The sequence below is a fragment of the Pseudomonas sp. 01L34 genome, assembly GCF_056400265.1.
Window position 1 is genome coordinate 605,434 of sequence record NZ_JBFTSX010000005.1, and the last position, 18,679, is coordinate 624,112.

An 18,679-nucleotide genomic window follows, 5' to 3' on the forward strand; every position below is an offset into this window, starting at 1 on the left:
GAGGCTTGCCCGCGAAGGCGGCATCACAGACAACAACAATCTTTATTTGGAAAGAAACCGCATCCCTTCCTCCAACCCCCGCAACGTCAGCGGATACATTTGATCATCGATCAAATCCCGCACGATGTTGGTCGACGAGGTGTAGCCCCAGGTGTCTTTCGGGTACGGGTTGATCCAGATGAGCTTCTTGTACTTTTCCTTGAAGCGCTGCATCCACACGTAACCGGCTTCTTCGTTCCAGTGCTCGACGCTGCCGCCGGCCTGGGTGATTTCATAGGGCGCCATGGCGGCGTCGCCGATGAAGATCACTTTGTAGTCGGCGCCGTACTTGTGCAGCAAGTCCTGGGTGGCGGTGCGCTCGGAGGTGCGGCGCATGTTGTTCTTCCACACCGATTCATAAATGAAGTTGTGGAAGTAGAAGTACTCCAGATGCTTGAACTCGGTCTTGCAGGCCGAGAACAGCTCTTCGCAGATCTTCACGTGGGCATCCATCGAGCCGCCGATGTCGAACAGCAGCAGCAACTTGACGGTGTTGCGCCGCTCCGGACGCATCTGGATGTTCAACAACCCGGCATCGCGCGCGGTGTGGTCGATGGTGCCGTCGATGTCCAGTTCTTCCGCCGCGCCCTGACGGGCGAATTTACGCAAGCGACGCAGGGCGACCTTGATGTTGCGCGTGCCCAGTTCCACCGAATCGTCGAGGTTCTTGTACTCGCGCTGATCCCAGACTTTCACCGCTTTGCCCTGACGCTTACCGGCATCGCCGACCCGAATGCCTTCCGGGTTGAAACCGCCGGAACCGAACGGGCTGGTGCCGCCGGTGCCGATCCATTTGTTGCCGCCGGCATGGCGTTCTTTCTGTTCTTCCAGGCGCTTCTTGAACTCTTCGATCAGCTTGTCCAGGCCGCCGAGGGACTGGATCGCGGCCCGCTCTTCGTCGGTCAGGGAGCGTTCGAATTCCTTGCGCAGCCAGTCTTCGGGGATCAACGCCTGAAGGTGATCGTCGAGTTTTTCCAGACCATTGAAGTAGGCACCGAACGCCCGGTCGAACTTGTCGAAATGCCGTTCGTCCTTCACCAGGATCGCCCGCGACAAGTAATAAAACTCGTCCATGTCGGCGAAGGTCACGCGCTGTTTCAGCGCGTTGATCAGGTCCAGCAGCTCACGCACCGAGACCGGCACCTTGGCTGCGCGCATTTCGTTGAACAGATTGAGCAGCATGGCGATCGCCCTTATTGGTACTTAGCGAGTGCCGCGACGGCTCATGAACGCCAGACGTTCAAGCAATTGCACGTCCTGTTCGTTCTTCACCAGGGCGCCTGCCAGCGGCGGAATGGCCTTGGTCGGATCGCGTTCGCGCAATACCGCTTCGCCGATGTTGTCGGCCATCAGCAGTTTCAGCCAGTCCACCAGTTCGGAGGTCGAGGGCTTCTTCTTCAGGCCCGGCACCTTGCGCACGTCGAAGAACACGTCCAGCGCTTCGCTGACCAGGTCTTTCTTGATGTCCGGGTAGTGCACGTCGACGATCTTCTGCAGCGTCACGCGATCCGGGAACGCGATGTAGTGGAAGAAGCAGCGGCGCAGGAAGGCGTCCGGCAGTTCTTTTTCGTTGTTGGAGGTAATGATGATGATCGGACGTTTCTTGGCCTTGATGGTCTCGTCGATCTCGTAAACGTAGAACTCCATCCTGTCGAGTTCTTGCAGCAAGTCGTTGGGGAACTCGATGTCGGCCTTGTCGATTTCGTCGATCAGCAGAATCACCCGCTCTTCGGACTCGAACGCCTCCCAGAGCTTGCCCTTTTTCAGGTAGTTGCGAACGTCGTGGACCTTGTCCACGCCCAGTTGCGAATCCCGCAGACGGCTGACCGCGTCGTACTCGTACAGGCCTTGATGCGCCTTGGTGGTGGACTTGATGTGCCAGGTAATCAACTTGGCGCCGAAGGACTCGGCCAGTTGCTCGGCGAGCATGGTCTTGCCGGTGCCTGGCTCACCCTTGACCAGCAGTGGCCGCTCCAGGGTGATAGCGGCGTTGACCGCCAGCTTCAGGTCATCGGTGGCGACGTAGGCCTGGGTGCCTTCGAACTTCATCTGCTAATCCTCGAACGGTAACGCCGACCTGAGCGAGGCAGGGCGGGGCGCAATAAATGGTCAGGCTCGACTATAACGCGCAGGTCGGTCGACTGTGAACGCAGACGGGTTATTCAGTCTCTGAATGGGGCGTCACTTCGTGACTCATCCCGCATCCGGTTTGGGTCGTTCGTACTGGGCATTGAACGCCTGGATGAAACCGTTGCGTAAAATCTGCAAAAACGCCTCGAACGCGCTGATATTCCGCTGATGCACGTTGCCCTTGAGTTCGACGCGAGTGGCGAATTGGTTTTTCGCCTGGTTCTTCAATACATTCTGGGTGCCGCCGACGAGCGCTTCCCAAATGGAGCGGAAAATCCCTTTGTCTTTGTTCTCCACGTCCTGTTGCCAATTGAACACTTCGACGTCCCGCAACAGTGGCTTGATGTATCCGGTGAGTTGACCCTTATTGGCTTTGGCCTCGATGACCAGGTCGCCATGGCCGGCATTGAAGTCGAACTTGCCGTAGGCCGACGCGAAGTCGTTCAGGCGTTTGAGTTCAAGGTCCCTGGCGCGCAGGCGGAACTCGAAGTCTTCGAAATTGCTCAGCGGATCGAAGGTTGCCGTTGTTTCCAGCGGTGCATTCCCCGGTAACAGCGCCTTGCCATCGAAACGGGCATCGCGTTTGCCTTTGGTGTCGACTACGTTGGTCAGGTTGTAAATGTTGGCATTGACCTGAGTAGCGCTCAGGTTCACGGGTGGTTTTGAATTGAAGTTGTGAAAGGTGACCCGGCCATCGTTGATCCGCACTTCGTTCAGGGTAATCGGCAGCAATTTTTCCAACTGTGCCCGCCAGTCGGTGCCCTGACCGGTCTGGGAGTTTTTCTTGTTGGCGCCGCCATCGACGAAGTTCACCTCGGGTTTGTCGAACTGCGCCTTGGCCACCACGGCGTGGTCGTACCAGAGCGAGTGCCAGCTGACGGAGAGGTCGATCAATGGCGCGTTGACGAACGGCACCGGGACCTTGCCCTCGACCTTGACGATTTTCAGCCCGTTGATTTTGTAGGCGCCACGCCACAAGGCCAGGTCCACGTCAGTAATCTGTCCCCGGTAATCGCCCATGTCCGCCAGTTTCTCATTCAGGTAGTCGCGTACCAGATAGGGCAGGGTGATGTGCAGGGCAACCAGCAATAAAAAGAGGCCGGCGAGGGTCCACAGAGGCCAACTGTATCGACGCTTCATGGCAGCAAATCTCTGGCGGTATAAAGCGATTGACTGCTGTGCTAACCGGACGTTCGATTGACTGGACGACCTCGAGCAACAGGCATACCTTGGTGGGCTAATTCAACGCGGTATAAGGACCCAGCCATGAGCCGTATCTATGCTGACAACGCCCACTCCATCGGCAATACGCCGCTGGTGCAGATCAACCGTATCGCCCCGCGCGGTGTCACCATTCTGGCCAAGATCGAAGGGCGCAACCCTGGATATTCGGTCAAGTGCCGAATCGGCGCGAACATGATCTGGGATGCTGAAAGCAGCGGTAAACTCAAGCCCGGCATGACCATCATCGAACCGACCTCGGGCAATACCGGTATCGGCCTGGCATTCGTTGCCGCCGCCCGTGGTTATCGGTTGATGTTGACCATGCCCGCGTCCATGAGCATCGAACGACGCAAGGTGCTCAAGGCCCTTGGCGCCGAACTGGTGTTGACGGAGCCGGCCAAGGGCATGAAAGGCGCGATCGAGAAAGCTGCCGAAATCCTCGCCAGTGATCCGTCCACCTACTTCATGCCGGGGCAGTTCGAAAACCCGGCCAACCCGGCCATCCACGAAAAAACCACCGGCCCGGAAATCTGGAACGACACCGACGGTGCGGTCGACGTGCTGGTGGCGGGCGTCGGAACGGGTGGAACCATTACCGGGGTTTCGCGGTATATCAAGAATACCCAGGGCAAACCGATTCTCTCGGTGGCGGTGGAGCCAATGGTGTCCCCGGTGATCACCCAGGCGATCGCCGGGGAAGAGATCAAACCGAGCCCCCACAAGATCCAGGGCATCGGCGCTGGTTTTGTGCCCAAGAACCTGGACCTGTCGATGGTCGACCGAGTGGAATTGGTCAGCGACGACGAATCCAAGGCGATGGCCCTGCGCCTGATGCAAGAAGAAGGGATTTTGAGTGGCATCTCTTGCGGCGCCGCCATGGCGGTGGCTGTACGCCTGGCCGAAACCCCGGAAATGCAGGGCAAAACCATCGTGGTGATCCTGCCCGACTCTGGCGAACGCTACCTGTCGAGCATGCTGTTCAGTGACTTGTTTACCGAACAGGAAAATCAGCAATAAGATTTTATGGCTGTTTTGAAGCCGATCAGGGGGTTGATTCAGGTCAGCCCCCGTTCAGGAACCCTATGTTAAGAAGTGCTTTATTGCACAATCCTTAACACTGAATGTTGAGTAATACGGGTTTTTCCCGAGGCCGGTAGTGTTTATCATGGCCGACTGCCACGTCGGGTAAAAGGCGTTGTGCGGAGTTTCCTATTCTCAAGGAGTCGTAGATGAGCTTTTCCTTTGTCGCGAAGGCGTCGGTGTTGCTGCTGTTCCTCGGCAGCACGCTCTATGTGCATTTGCGTGGCAAGGCGCGTTTGCCGGTCCTGCGTCAGTTCGTCAATCACTCGGCCCTGTTCGCGCCCTATAACGCCTTGATGTACCTGTTCTCCGGTGTGCCGTCCAAGCCCTATCTGGACCGCAGCAAGTTCCCGGAGCTCGACGTGCTCAGGGACAACTGGGAAGTTATCCGCGACGAAGCCATGCACCTGTTCGACGAGGGCTACATTCGCGCCGCCGAAAAGAACAACGACGCCGGTTTCGGTTCGTTCTTCAAGAAGGGCTGGAAGCGTTTCTACCTCAAGTGGTACGACAAACCGCTGCCATCGGCTGAATTGCTCTGCCCGAAAACCGTCGAGCTGGTCAGCCGCATCCCCAATGTGAAAGGCGCGATGTTTGCCCTGTTGCCGGGCGGTAGCCACCTCAACCCGCACCGTGACCCGTTCGCCGGTTCCCTGCGTTATCACCTGGGGTTGTCGACGCCGAACTCCGACGATTGCCGCATCTTCGTCGACGGTCAGGTCTACGCCTGGCGTGATGGCGAAGACGTGATGTTCGATGAAACCTACGTGCACTGGGTCAAGAACGAAACCGAGCAAACCCGCGTCATCCTGTTCTGCGACATCGAACGCCCCTTGAGCAACCGCCTGATGACCCGCATCAACCGCTGGATCAGCGGCTGGCTGGGGCGTGCTACTGCGCCGCAGAACCTTGACGATGAGCGCGTTGGCGGGATTAACCAGGCTTATGCCTGGAGCAAGACTTTCAGCGACAAATTCAGCGGTATGGTCAAGCAGTGGAAGCGCCGCAACCCCAAAGCCTATCGCGTGCTGCGACCGGTGCTGGCGGTGGTGGTGTTGACGTTGTTGGGGTATTGGTTGTTCGGTTGAGGCCGACCATGGAATGAAAAAACCGCTCCTTGGGAGCGGTTTTTTTATGCGCGCTTGCTCATGAGCTCCGGGCCTTGTAAGTGATCCGACTTGCCTGCGAAGGCGTTTTATCGGGCAACCACCTCAACCGGCTTCACCACGGCTGGCTTCAACACCAGCCACAACGCCGCCGCAATCAACACTCCGCCATAGAGGTGCGCCATCGACAGCGGCTCATCCAGCAACAGCGCGCCCCACAACACCCCGAACGGTGGAATCATGAAGGTCACGGTCATCGACTTCACCGGGCCGATCGAGCTGAGCAAACGGAAGTAAACGATGTAGGCAAACGCGGTGCAGCCCAAGCCCAATCCCAGCAACGACAACCAGACACTCCAGCCGCCCCAGCTCGCCGGTGGCTGGCTGATCACGCTGTAGCCGAACAGCGGCAGCAAAAACAAGGTGGCGCCGAGCATGCTGCCCAGGGCCGACAGGCGACTGTCGAGGCCGCCGGCCTGGTCGAGCCAGCGGCGGGCGAGGAAGCCGGCAAAGCCATAACAGGTGGTAGCCATCAGGCACGCCAGTGCGCCCATCAGCAGTTGCATATCGAACGCCACCGGACCTGCACGGGTGAGGATGCCGACGCCAAACAGTCCGAGAAACACCCCGCAGACCTTCGCTCCGGTGAGTTTTTCACTGAAGAACAACCCGCCGATCAACACGCCCATCAACGGCGTGGTGGCGTTGAAAATCGCCGAATAGCCGGCCGGCAGCACTTGCGCGGCCACGGAATAGAGCGTCGCCGGAACCCCGGAGTTGATCACTCCGAGCAGCATCACCGTCTTGAGTTTGCCTTTGAAATCCCAGCTGATACCCAGCAGCCCGACGATCACCAGCAGCCCGACAGCGGCAATCGATACACGGAAAAAGGCAGTGGGGATTGTGCCAATCACTGGGGCGATAATGCGCATGAACAGAAAGCTCGCCCCCCAAATGGCGGCAAGTGACAACAAACGCAGGATATCGACGGGGTTCACAGCACTTTCCTTCCTTGATTGGCGCGCAAGTGTCGCGCCAGTCGGGGTACAAGGCAATGGTTGCGTTGCGTCACACGGGGCCACTAAGCTCAAGCTCCAACGATAAGAACAGCCGCAGAGGTTTCACCATGCCGCAGCAATGGCCAGCCGCCGACATCGCCCGAATGATCCTCGATGGCTTTGACGATTACCGCGAGCATTTCCGTCAGATCACCGACGGTGCCCGAGGCCGCTTCGAGCAAGCCCAGTGGCAGGCGACACAAGTCGCGTCGGCGGCGCGGATCAACCTCTACGAAGAGAAAGTCGGCGAAACGGTCGGGCGCCTGCATCAGTCGTTCGCCGCCGATGTGCTGATGGACGTCAGCAGCTGGCCGTTGGTCAAAAGCGCCTATATCAGCCTGATCGACCTGCGCTTCGACGATGAACTGTCCGAGACCTGGTACAACTCGATTTTCTGCGGGCTGTTCAGCCACGACCTGATCAGCGACGGCTGCATGTTCATCCACACTACACGGCCAAGCTTGCGCCGCGCCCGGGCGGCGCAAACCCGCACCTACAAGCCCCATGGCCAGTTGTCCGGCATGCTCGCGAGTATTTTTACCGACTATCGCTTCAGCGAGGACTACGCCGATTTGCCCGGCGACCTGCGCCGTCTCGAAGTGCAATTGCGCGAGAACCTGCCGGACTGGGTCTGCAAGGACCCGGAACTGAGTGTCGAGCTGTTTTCCTCGGTGCTTTACCGCAACAAGGGCGCCTATCTGGTGGGGCGCATCTTCACCCAGGACGATCAATGGCCACTGGTGATTCCGCTGCTGCACCGCGAAGGGCGGGGCATCCAGATCGATGCACTGATCACCGACGAGGCGGAGGTGTCGATCATCTTCTCCTTCACCCGTTCGTACTTCATGGTCGATGTGCCGGTACCGGCGGAGTTCATCGGCTTTCTCAAACGCATCCTGCCAGGCAAACACATCGCCGAGCTGTACACCTCGATCGGCTTCTACAAGCATGGCAAGTCCGAGTTCTACCGGGCGCTGATCAATCACCTGGCCAACACCGACGACCAGTTCATCATGGCCCCCGGCGTGCGCGGGATGGTCATGAGCGTGTTTACGCTGCCGGGCTTCAACACCGTATTCAAAATCATCAAGGACCGCTTCTCACCCTCGAAAAACGTCGACCGTGCCACGGTGATCGAAAAGTATCGCCTGGTAAAAAGCGTCGACCGGGTCGGTCGCATGGCCGACACGCAGGAGTTCGCCGACTTCCGTTTCCCGTTGAGCAAGTTCGAGCCGGCATGCCTGGAGGAGTTGCTTGAAGTGGCGCCGTCCACGGTGTCGGTGGAGGGCGATACGGTGCTGATCCGTCACTGCTGGACCGAACGCCGGATGACACCGTTGAACCTTTATCTGGAACACGCCAACGAGGCGCAGGTGCGCGAGGCGCTGGAAGATTATGGCCTGGCGATCAAGCAACTGGCGGCGGCGAACATATTCCCCGGCGACATGCTGCTGAAAAACTTTGGCGTCACCCGTCACGGTCGCGTGGTGTTCTATGACTACGACGAAATTTGCTTCCTGACCGAAGCCAACTTCCGCCACATCCCGCAACCGCGCACGCCGGAAGACGAAATGGCCTCCGAACCGTGGTACTCGATCGGGCCACTGGACGTGTTCCCCGAGGAGTTTCCACCGTTCCTGTTTGCCGATTCCGGGCAGCGAAAGTTGTTCGATCAGTTGCACGGCGAGCTGTACAACGCCGATTACTGGAAGGGGCTGCAGGAAGCGATTCGGGCGGGGAAGGTGATTGATGTGTTTCCGTATCGGCGCAAGGGCCTGGATAACGAATAGACCGCCTGAGTGAACACACTGTGGCGAGGGGGCTTGCCCCCGTTGGGTGGCGAAGCCGCCCCAAAAAACAGCCAGCGCGGTGATTCAGAAAAACCGCGAGTGCCAGGTTACGGCTGCTTCGCAGCCGAACGGGGGCAAGCCCCCTCGCCACAAAAGCAGGTTGCATTCGTCGACATGTGCCCAAATCTGCGACAATCCGCCTCCTGCGCCACTAGACGACTTTTGCGTACCTGATGACTGACGAATCGCCTTCCATCGACAAACTGCTGAAAAACCTCGATCACGCCATGCTCGCCGACCGCCACCGGCTGCGGCGGCAGTTGCTTGAGCTGCGCAAGAAACCTGACGAGGCCAAGCTGGCCCAGTGGGTGACGCGCACACAGGCGTCCTGTGATCAGGTGTTGGCGCGGCGCGCCAGCCTGCCGGTGATTCGCTACGACGACAGCCTGCCGATCGCCGCCAAGCGCGACGAAATCAAAGCGGCGTTGCTCAAACATCAGGTGCTGATCATTGCCGGCGAAACCGGTTCGGGTAAAACCACCCAGTTGCCGAAGATCTGCCTGGAAATCGGCCGCGGCCAGCACGGCCTGATCGGCCATACCCAGCCGCGTCGAATCGCCGCCCGCAGCGTGGCGAGCCGGGTCGCTGAAGAGTTGGCGACACCGTTGGGTGCGCTGGTGGGCTATCAGGTGCGGTTCGAGGACCAGAGCGATGCCAACACCCTGATCAAACTGATGACCGACGGCATCCTGCTGGCGGAAACCCAGAACGACCGCTACCTCGAGCGCTACGACACGATCATCGTCGACGAAGCCCACGAACGCAGCCTGAACATCGATTTCCTGCTCGGTTACCTGAAAACCCTGCTGCCCCGTCGTCCGGACCTGAAAGTCATCATCACCTCGGCCACCATCGACCTGGAGCGTTTCTCCAAACACTTCGATGACGCGCCGATTGTCGAGGTCTCCGGTCGCACCTTCCCGGTGGAAACCTGGTATCGCCCGCTGACCCTGGAGCAGGACGAGGAGGGCAACCGTGTCGAGGATGACCTGACCGTGGATCAGGCGATCCTAGCCACCCTCGACGAAATCGCCGCGTTCGAACGCAGTGAGCGCAAGAGCCCCGGCGACGTGCTGGTGTTCCTGCCCGGCGAGCGCGAGATTCGCGACGCGGCGGACATGCTGCGCAAGGCACAGCTCAAGCACACCGAGATTCTGCCGTTGTATGCGCGGTTGTCGCCGGCCGAACAGCAGCGGATTTTCCAGTCGCATCCGGGGCGTCGAGTGGTTCTGGCGACCAACGTTGCGGAAACCTCTCTGACGGTGCCGGGCATTCGTTACGTGATCGACAGCGGCACCGCGCGCATCAGTCGTTACAGCTACCGCGCCAAGGTCCAGCGTTTGCCGATCGAAGCGATTTCCCAGGCCAGTGCCAACCAGCGTAAAGGTCGCTGCGGGCGGGTCGAGCCGGGTATTTGCGTGCGCTTGTACAGCGAAGAAGATTTCATCGGCCGGCCGGAATTCACCGACCCGGAAATCCTGCGGACCAACCTCGCGGCGGTGATTTTGCAGATGCTCCATCTGCGCCTCGGCGAGATCACTGATTTCCCGTTTATCGAACCGCCGGATGGCAAGGCCATCAGCGACGGTTTCAACCTGCTGCAAGAACTCTCGGCGGTGGATCGTAACAGCCAGCTGACCCCGCTCGGCCGGCAACTGGCGCGGCTGCCGGTGGACCCGCGTATGGGCCGCATGCTGCTGGAAGCGGCCAAACTCGGCAGCTTGCAGGAAGTGCTGATTGTCGCCAGCGCCATGTCGATCCAGGACCCGCGCGAGCGTCCGCCGGAGCGTCAGCAAGCCGCCGATCAGGCCCACGCCCAGTGGAAAGACGTGGACTCGGATTTCGCCGGGCTGGTCAATCTGTGGCGGGGTTTTGAAGAACAGCGCCAGGCCCTGACGGCCAGTCCGCTGCGTAACTGGTGCCGCAAGAACTTCCTCAATTACCTGCGCCTGCGCGAGTGGCGCGATTCCCATCGCCAGTTGAGCCTGATCTGCCGCGACATGCAGCTGAGCCTCAACAAAGAGCCGGCGGATTACCCGAAGCTGCACAAAGCCGTGCTGTCGGGTTTGCTCAGCCAGATCGGCCAGAAAACCGAAGACGGCGATTACCTCGGCGCCCGTCAGCGACGCTTCTGGATTCACCCGTCGTCGGGACTGGGCAAGAAACGCCCGCAATGGCTGATGACCGCCGAACTGGTGGAGACCACCAAGCTTTACGCGCGGATGGTCGCCAAGATCGACGCCGACTGGATCGAGCCGCTGGCCGGGCACCTGATCAAGAAAAATCACTTCGAACCCCATTGGGAGAAGAGGCGTGGGCAGGTCGTGGCCTTCGAGCAAATCACCCTGTTCGGGCTGATCGTAGTCGGACGCCGGCCGGTGCATTACGGCCCGGTCGACCCGGTGGTGTCCCGCGAATTGTTTATTCGCGAAGCCTTGGTGCGTGGCGAGATTCAATCCAAAGCCAAGTGCCTGACGGCCAACAAGCAACTGCTGGAACAGCTCGACGAACTGGAAGCCAAGGCGCGTCGCCGAGACATTCTGGCCGATGAAGAAACCCTGTTCGCCTTCTACGATGCGCGCCTGCCGGCGGAGATCCATCAGACCGCGACCTTCGACAGTTGGTACCGGATCAACAGCCAGAAAGACCCGCAGCTGCTGATCATGCGCGAAGAAGACGTGCTGGCCCGCGAAGCCAGTGAAGTCACCGCCGCGCATTACCCCGACACCCTGCACATCGGCGACCTGGAACTGGCGCTGAGTTATCACTTCGAGCCCAACCATCCGCGTGACGGCGTGACCTTGCGCGTGCCCGCACCGCTGTTGCCGATGCTGCCGCCGGAACGCCTGGAATGGCTGGTGCCAGGCGTGATCGAGGCCAAGTGCATTGCGCTGGTGCGCAACCTGCCCAAGGCCCTGCGCAAGAATTTCGTGCCGGTGCCGGATTTCGTCAAAGCCGCGATGCAGCGCATGACTTTCGGCGAGGGCTCATTGCCTCTGGCGCTGGGTCGCGAGTTATTGCGCATGACCGGCGCACGGGTCAGCGATGAGGCCTGGGCCGAAGCGTCGCAGCAGGTCGAAAGCCATTTGCGGATGAACCTGGAAATCGTCGACGGCCAGGGCAAGTTCCTTGGCGAAGGGCGTGATCTGGCGGAGTTGACCGCACGCTTTGCCGAGGCCAGCCAGGCCGCCTTGGCCGTGCCGCAAACCGCGAAAAGCCAGCAACCGGTGGAGGCGAAAGTCTTTGCCGCCGTCGCCGAGAAAACCCAGCAGAAGATCGCCGGACTGTCGATGACGGTGTATCCGGCGCTGGTGGAAGAGGCCGGGACGGTCAAGGAAGGACGTTTCTCGACCCCGGCCGAAGCCGAGTTCCAGCATCGCCGGGCCTTGCAGCGCTTGCTGATGCAACAACTGGCGGAGCCGGCGAAGTTCTTGCGCGGCAAGTTGCCGGGGCTGACCGAGTTGGGCCTGATGTACCGCGAGCTGGGGCGCATCGACAGCCTGGTGGAAGACATTCTGCTGGCCAGTCTGGACAGTTGCATCCTCGACGGCGAAGACCCGTTGCCACGCGATGGTGCCGCACTGGCGTCCCTGGCCGAACGTAAACGCGGTGCCTGGACCGAGCACGCCGAGCGTCTGGCCAGGCTGACCCTGGAGATTCTCAAGCACTGGCACGGCCTGCAAAAACGCTTCAAGGGCAAGATCGACCTGGCGCAAGCCGTGGCCTTGAACGACATCAAGCAGCAGCTCAGCCATCTGGTGTACCCGGGGTTCGTGCGGGAAACGCCGATGCCGTGGCTCAAGGAACTGCCGCGTTACCTGAAAGCAGTCGAGCAGCGTTTCGAGAAACTCGGTGCTCAGGTGCAGAAGGACCGGGTCTGGAGTGGAGAATTGTCTGGCCTCTGGACCCAATACCAGACCCGAGCCAACAAACACGCCCAGGAAGGCAAGCGCGATCCGCAGCTGGAGCTTTATCGCTGGTGGCTGGAGGAATACCGGGTTTCGCTGTTCGCACAGCAATTGGGAACCAAGGTGCCGATCTCCGACAAGCGCTTGAGCAAGCAATGGACACAAGTCGAGCCCTGAACCCTGTGGGAGCGGGTATGAGTTCGACTCAGCAAAAGGCGCCAAAAGCCAGCGTTTATGGCAAACTTCGCGCCTATAAACGCCGGCCCCGCGGTTTTCAGCCTCCACGGGCCCAGGCGGATCGGAATAAAGCGATGCCAGGTTTGCGTCCGGAACCTGGAATAGACCCTTTGTGTGTTGGTACGTCGGTGCCAGCGCTTTCTGCCTGAACGGATTAGAGAAACGACCATGCATAACGTCGTCATCAGCGGCACCGGCTTGTACACCCCGGCCAACAGCATCTCCAACGAAGAGCTGGTGCAGTCTTTCAACGCTTACGTCGCGCAGTTCAACGCCGACAACGCCGAGGCCATTGAGCGCGGCGAAATCCAGGCATTGACCGAATCCAGCGCAGCGTTTATCGAAAAAGCCTCCGGCATCAAAAGCCGCTTTGTCATGGACAAAGAGGGTATCCTCGACCCGCAACGCATGACGCCACGCTTGCCCGAGCGCTCCAACGACGAGTGGTCGGTGCTGTGCCAGATGGCCATTGGCGCGGCCGAGCAAGCCTTGCAGCGTGCCGGCAAGACCGCCGCTGACATCGACGGTGTAATCGTCGCCTGCTCCAACCTGCAACGCGCCTACCCGGCCATCGCCATCGAAGTTCAGGAAGCGCTGGGTATCCAGGGTTTCGGTTACGACATGAACGTGGCGTGCTCCTCGGCAACCTTCGGTATCCAGGCCGCCGCCAACAGTGTGCAACTGGGCCAGGCCCGGGCGATCCTGATGGTCAACCCGGAAGTCTGCACCGGTCACCTGAATTTCCGTGACCGCGACAGCCACTTCATCTTCGGCGACGCCGCCACTGCGGTGATCATCGAGCGCGCCGATCTGGCGACCTCCAAGTACCAGTTCGACGTGGTCAGCACCAAACTGCTGACCAAGTTCTCCAACAACATCCGCAACAACTTCGGCTTTCTCAACCGCGCCGCGGAAGAGGGCATCGGTGCCCCCGACAAGCTGTTCGTCCAGGAAGGCCGCAAGGTGTTCCGCGATGTCTGCCCGATGGTTGCCGAGCTGATCGCCACGCACCTGGAAGAAAACCAGCTCAACGTCAGTGACGTGAAGCGTTTCTGGCTGCACCAGGCCAACCTCAGCATGAACCACCTGATCGTCAAGAAGCTGCTGGGCCGCGAAGCCACTGAAGCAGAAGCCCCGGTGATTCTCGACACCTACGCCAACACCAGCTCCGCCGGTTCGGTGATTTCGTTCCACAAGAATCAGGACGATCTGGTCAGCGGTTCGCTGGCTGTGCTCAGTTCGTTCGGCGCCGGTTATTCGATTGGCAGCGTGATATTGCGCAAACGTTGATCGAAGGGGTTGTTGTTCTTTCCTCTGGCTTGTGATGACTTTTCCTACATTCGAAATAGTCGGAAGGCTGTAATTTTCGGAAATTCCAGCAGGACGATGCCTACAGGCGAAGTCCTGCTGTTTTCATTTTCGAGGTCAGAACAAGGGGGTTGTTAATGGCGGCTGACGACGCGCAACTGCTTGAGCGCTTGCTGGCAGGTGAACAAAAGGCTTTCAAAGAGTTGGTCAGCACTTATCAGAGCGCCATGCGTGCGGTGGCCTACGCTATTGTGGGCAACCGGCATGCCGACGAAATCGTTCAGGATGCCTGGCTATCGGTTGTGCGTAACCTGAGCGGATTCGAGGGGCGTTCGAGCCTCAAGACCTGGCTGCTGACTATCACCGCCAACTCGGCCAAGAGCCGCTACAAGCAAAATCGCCGGGAAGTGTTGCTCGATGACCTACCGTCGCCCCATGGCACGATCGATGATGATCGTTTTTCATCGAGCGATGGTCATTGGCTGGTGGCGCCGTTTGCCTGGCATCAGGACACGCCAGAGGCGCTGTTGACTGAAAACGAACTGCGCGAATGCCTGGAGCACACGCTGCTCAGCCTGTCGGAACTGCAAAGCAGTGTTTTACTGTTGCGCGAGCGACAGGGGCTGGAGTTGGAGGAGATCTGTAATCTTCTGGAAATCTCGCTCTCCAATGTTCGTGTGCTGCTGCATCGGGCACGGTTGAAGGTCTTTGCGACCGTAGAACATTTTGAGGAAACCGGCGAATGCTGACCTGTAAGGAACAAGTGGCGCGCTCCAGTGATTATCTCGATGGCCAGTTGAGTTTTCGCGAGCGTCTGATGATGCGGCATCACTTGATGTTTTGCCCCAATTGTCGGCGATTCATTCGGCAGATGCGGTTGATGCAGGCGACCTTGCGGGTGATGCCGCAGAAGCCGGTCGAGGATGTGGAGGCGCTGGCCGAGCGGCTGGCGGCGCAGCGGCGTAAAGATCGTTCCTGAAGGAAAGCACAGGCCGGCGCGGGTGAAACGAACGGATGATGGGGATCGTTGCCCCGCGCCAGACTGTTGAACCTCTTCAAACGACACGACCGTATGTAAACCGCATCGTTTGAAGTGTGTGGCTTCGCAGCTTAGAACTTCGCTTCCGCGTCCAGTTGCAGCGTGTTGGTGTTGGCATCACGCTGGGTACGGCTGGAGAAGTCGGCTTTAGTCAGGAAGTAAGTGGCACCGAGGGCGAAGTTCTTGTCGATGTCGTAACCGACTTTGAACTTGTGACCGCGAGAACCGGTGGTGCCGTTGGCGAAGTCCGAGTCGGTGAAGGCGCCGACCACGGCGTTACGCTGCACGTCGCGGTAGTTGTAGTCGAGGTTGAAACCGAAGACTTTCGACTTGGCACCGACCAGCCAGGCAGTGTCCTGATCGGTCACGGCATCGTTGTTCTTCACGTATTGGCCGTAGAACGACAGCGGCATCGGCAGGCCGCCGATATCGATCTGGCTGAAGCCTTCGTACAGGCGGAACTCGTTGTTGGCCGAGTTGCCGTTGACGGCCAGGGCGCACGGTGTGGAGGTGCCGGTGCAACGGCTGTCTTCGTCGTTCTGGTAGGCATAGACGCTGCCGCCGACGGTCAGTTTCAGGTTGTCGGTGATGGCGAAACGGCTGCCCAACTGGCCGGCGGTCAGACGCAGGTCGTGACGAAATTGCACGCCTTCGCCGTCGACGTTGTCCTTGAGGTTGTAGTTGCCCAGGCTACCGAACAGTTCGGCACTGCTGCCCAGCGGGTATTTGTAGGTCACTGCCAGACCTTCCGGATTGATATCACTGTCCCAGATCACATCACCCATGCTGACCCACGGTTGCAGCATCTTGCCGCCGATCACATGCAGGTTTTTGATGGCGTCCGGGTGGTAGTCGATGTAGCCCAGATCCAGCCAGATCTGCTTCTTGTCGAAGTAGTTGTCCATGTCCTGGTTGGTCGAGCGAGCATCGTCACCGCCGCCGGTGGCAATGCGGATGCCGGTGTCCACTTGCGGGTTGATTTCGCTGTAGGCACCCAGACGGGCGCGGATGCGTTGACGATCCTTGTCACGGCCACCGTTGTTGGGTTCGCCGTCGATCTTGACCGTTTCCTGGCGTACGCGAACGTCGCCCTTGAACTGGGTCTTGGCGGCCCAGGCCAGCTTCTGGTCGAAGGCGCTCAACTCGTTGGCTTTCTTCGCGGCGACCGCTATCTGTTCGTTGGTCTCTTGCTGCGCCTGCTGCGCGATTTGCTGGGCCTTCTGATCCTTGGCCAGTTCGGTTTGCAGTTCAACGTACTGCGCCTGGGAAATAGAACCGTTAGCCTTGAGCATGTCGAGCAGTTTGGCGTCGACTGCGGCACTGGCCGGAACACTCATGGCCAGCAGCAGGCCACCACACAAGGCCGCCGCAGTTTTCGTGGAAGCAAGACGCATAGCAATCTCCGAAGATGAGAGGGATGGCTGAACCATCCTGGACACAACCGACAGTTGAAGGTCGGAAAACAGTGGCCGGGTAGAACCCGACGCTCTAAAAACAGGCGCCAGTATCGCGATGGTTTATGACAGGTCAGTGGCGAAGTGATGGCAGGTCGATGACGATACAAACGTTTCCGAAATGCCCGATTCAGAGCCTTGTATCGGATTGACGCGTGTGGATCGCCCTGCGATCGGCGATACTCGCGGAGCTGTCACGCCAAGATGTGGAGAGGAAAATGCCGCTGCAACGTCTGCATACACTGTCGCAAATCGCAGCCCGTACCTGGGATGCCCTGGTGCCGGAGAATCAGCCGTTTCTGCGCCACGCGTTCCTCGGTTCACTGGAAGACAGCGGCAGCCTGGGCCCGCATTCCGGCTGGCAGCCCGAGCATCTGCTGCATGTCGAAGGCGAGCGCCTGATCGCCGCGCTGCCCAGTTACCGCAAATGGCACTCCTACGGCGAATACGTGTTCGACCATGCCTGGGCCGATGCCTGTGAGCGTGCGGGCATCGACTACTACCCCAAACTGTTGACGGCGGTGCCGTTCAGTCCGGTCAGCGGGCCGCGATTGCTGGCTGCGACGATCGAGGACGGTTTCGAACTCTTGCAGAGCCTGCCGGGTTATCTGGAGATAGAAAAACTTTCCAGCGCCCACATCAATTTCACCGATCCGTTCACCGACGCTGCATTGGCCGAACAGCCAGGCTGGTTGCAGCGCATTGGCTGTCAGTACCACTGGCAGAATCGTGGTTATCGGGATTTTCAGGACTTCCTCGACGCCCTCAGTTCGCGTAAGCGCAAGCAAATGCGCAAGGAGCGTGAGCAAGTGGCGGGGCAGGGCATCGACTTCGAATGGCTGGAAGGCCGGCAGCTGACCCAGGCGCAGTGGGACTTTGTGTACGCCTGCTACGCCAATACCTACGCGGTGCGTCGGCAGACGCCTTACCTGACGCGGGAATTTTTCAGTCTGCTGGCCGAGCGCATGCCAGAGTCGATTCGCGTGGTGCTGGCCAAACAAGGTTCACGGCCGGTGGCCATGGCCTTCAGCCTGGTCGGCGGCGACAGCTTTTATGGCCGTTACTGGGGTTGCCTGGCGGAGTTCGATCGCCTGCACTTCGAGACCTGTTTCTATCAGGGTATGGATTACGCCATTGCCAACGGCTTTCAGCGTTTCGACGCCGGCGCCCAGGGCGAACACAAACTGATTCGTGGCTTTGAACCGGTGATCACCCATTCCTGGCATTACCTGCGCCATCCGGGCTTGAAGTCGGCGGTGAAAGACTTCCTCGAACGCGAACGCGTCGGGGTGCTGGGGTATGCAGAAGAGGCGAAGACCGCCTTGCCTTATCGACAAGGCTGATCTTCGCCGTTGATTGCAGGCTCAGTCGCGCAGATTAACTGTCTTCTTTGCCCAGCCAGCGGTACATCACACCACCGATGACCGCCCCCAGAATCGGCGCCAGCCAGAACAGCCACAGTTGTTGAATCGCCCAACCACCGACAATCAGCGCCGGACCCGTACTGCGGGCCGGGTTGACCGAGGTGTTGGTGACCGGAATCGAGATCAGATGGATCAGGGTCAGCGCCAGGCCGATGGCGATGGGCGCCAGCCCGGCCGGGGCGCGTTTATCGGTGGCGCCGAGAATGATCAGGATGAACATGGCGGTCATCACCAGTTCACTGACAAACCCCGCCGCCATCGAGTAGCCGCCTGGCGAGTGTTCACCATAGCCATTGGACGCCAGGCCGCTGGCCAGTTCGAAGCCGGGTTTGCCACTGGCGATGAAGTACAGCAAGGCCGCTGCGATGATCCCGCCAATCACCTGGGCGATGATGTAGGCGGGCAGTTCTTTGGCTGGGAAGCGTCCGCCGACGACCAGTCCGACTGAAACCGCAGGGTTGAGATGACAACCCGAGATGTGGCCGATGGCGAAGGCCATCGTCAGTACCGTCAAACCGAATGCCAGGGACACCCCCAGTAAACCGATCCCCACGTTTGGAAACGCTGCCGCCAGGACCGCACTGCCGCACCCTCCCAATACCAGCCAGAACGTACCTACCAATTCTGTAGCCGAACGTTTGAACAAAGACATAGCGAGTTTCCCTATCGAGATAACACTGTCGTTGTGCATCCAGCAGATGGACTACGGAACCTCCAGTACCTTGGCTGAGTACAGCAGGATTTTTACGGAATTCCAGTGACCATAAAAAAACCGCCAGAGCCCGTGGTTAGCGGGCTCTGGCGGTTTCTGGTGTTCTTCTG

The 18,679-nt window shown here is 59.5% G+C and carries 14 protein-coding genes; 8 read left to right on the plus strand and 6 right to left on the minus strand.

Annotation, left to right across the window (positions count from 1 at the left end; all coding sequences use genetic code 11):
- Positions 1-42 precede the first annotated feature (42 nt).
- The 3 genes from AC1DQM_RS18480 to AC1DQM_RS18490 form a co-directional block, all read right to left on the minus strand.
- Positions 43-1,221, minus strand: coding sequence for a vWA domain-containing protein (locus tag AC1DQM_RS18480; protein ID WP_007934103.1), 1,179 nt, complete (start codon positions 1,219-1,221; stop codon positions 43-45).
- A 21-nt stretch (positions 1,222-1,242) separates the two neighbouring features.
- A complete protein-coding gene (locus AC1DQM_RS18485) occupies positions 1,243-2,088 on the minus strand; it encodes an AAA family ATPase (RefSeq protein WP_018926745.1) in 846 nt (281 codons plus the stop codon).
- Positions 2,089-2,232: 144 nt separating this feature from the next.
- Positions 2,233-3,309, minus strand: coding sequence for a DUF748 domain-containing protein (locus tag AC1DQM_RS18490; RefSeq protein WP_477746644.1), 1,077 nt, complete (start codon positions 3,307-3,309; stop codon positions 2,233-2,235).
- A 126-nt stretch (positions 3,310-3,435) separates the two neighbouring features.
- Here AC1DQM_RS18490 and cysK point away from each other — a divergent pair, with 126 nt between their 5' ends.
- Both cysK and AC1DQM_RS18500 read left to right on the plus strand, forming a co-directional pair.
- Positions 3,436-4,410 carry a cysteine synthase A gene (cysK, locus tag AC1DQM_RS18495; protein ID WP_018926743.1) on the plus strand — a complete coding sequence of 325 codons (975 nt, stop codon included), beginning with the start codon at positions 3,436-3,438 and terminating at the stop codon, positions 4,408-4,410.
- A 212-nt stretch (positions 4,411-4,622) separates the two neighbouring features.
- A complete protein-coding gene (locus AC1DQM_RS18500; protein ID WP_018926742.1) occupies positions 4,623-5,561 on the plus strand; it encodes an aspartyl/asparaginyl beta-hydroxylase domain-containing protein in 939 nt (312 codons plus the stop codon).
- A gap of 107 nt (positions 5,562-5,668) precedes the next feature.
- On the opposite strand, the gene AC1DQM_RS18505 is transcribed toward AC1DQM_RS18500, so the two are convergent.
- A complete protein-coding gene (locus tag AC1DQM_RS18505; protein ID WP_477746645.1) occupies positions 5,669-6,577 on the minus strand; it encodes a DMT family transporter in 909 nt (302 codons plus the stop codon).
- A gap of 128 nt (positions 6,578-6,705) precedes the next feature.
- On the opposite strand from AC1DQM_RS18505, the gene aceK reads away from it, so the two are divergent.
- The 5 genes from aceK (at position 6,706) to AC1DQM_RS18530 (ending at position 14,919) form a co-directional block, all read left to right on the plus strand.
- Positions 6,706-8,427, plus strand: coding sequence for a bifunctional isocitrate dehydrogenase kinase/phosphatase (aceK, locus tag AC1DQM_RS18510; RefSeq protein ID WP_018926740.1), 1,722 nt, complete (start codon positions 6,706-6,708; stop codon positions 8,425-8,427).
- A gap of 233 nt (positions 8,428-8,660) precedes the next feature.
- On the plus strand, positions 8,661-12,572 hold the full coding sequence (gene hrpA / locus AC1DQM_RS18515) for an ATP-dependent RNA helicase HrpA (RefSeq protein WP_018926739.1): 3,912 nt from the start codon (positions 8,661-8,663) through the stop codon (positions 12,570-12,572).
- A 228-nt stretch (positions 12,573-12,800) separates the two neighbouring features.
- A complete protein-coding gene (locus AC1DQM_RS18520) occupies positions 12,801-13,922 on the plus strand; it encodes a beta-ketoacyl-ACP synthase III (RefSeq protein WP_018926738.1) in 1,122 nt (373 codons plus the stop codon).
- A 155-nt stretch (positions 13,923-14,077) separates the two neighbouring features.
- Positions 14,078-14,689: an RNA polymerase sigma factor gene (locus AC1DQM_RS18525; RefSeq protein ID WP_018926737.1), complete on the plus strand. Its 612-nt coding sequence runs from the start codon at positions 14,078-14,080 to the stop codon at positions 14,687-14,689.
- Positions 14,683-14,919: an anti-sigma factor family protein gene (locus AC1DQM_RS18530; protein ID WP_007934080.1), complete on the plus strand. Its 237-nt coding sequence runs from the start codon at positions 14,683-14,685 to the stop codon at positions 14,917-14,919. The genes AC1DQM_RS18525 and AC1DQM_RS18530 overlap by 7 nt, the downstream gene beginning before the upstream one ends.
- A gap of 131 nt (positions 14,920-15,050) precedes the next feature.
- Here the strand turns inward: AC1DQM_RS18530 and AC1DQM_RS18535 are convergent, their stop codons facing one another.
- Positions 15,051-16,373: a putative porin gene (locus tag AC1DQM_RS18535; protein ID WP_477743401.1), complete on the minus strand. Its 1,323-nt coding sequence runs from the start codon at positions 16,371-16,373 to the stop codon at positions 15,051-15,053.
- A 278-nt stretch (positions 16,374-16,651) separates the two neighbouring features.
- On the opposite strand from AC1DQM_RS18535, the gene AC1DQM_RS18540 reads away from it, so the two are divergent.
- Entirely contained in the window at positions 16,652-17,776 is a 1,125-nt protein-coding gene (locus AC1DQM_RS18540) for a GNAT family N-acetyltransferase (protein ID WP_019648024.1), read from the plus strand.
- Positions 17,777-17,810: 34 nt separating this feature from the next.
- On the opposite strand, the gene aqpZ is transcribed toward AC1DQM_RS18540, so the two are convergent.
- Positions 17,811-18,509, minus strand: a complete 699-nt coding sequence (gene aqpZ, locus AC1DQM_RS18545) for an aquaporin Z (protein WP_018926734.1) — start codon at positions 18,507-18,509, stop codon at positions 17,811-17,813.
- Positions 18,510-18,679 lie beyond the last annotated feature (170 nt).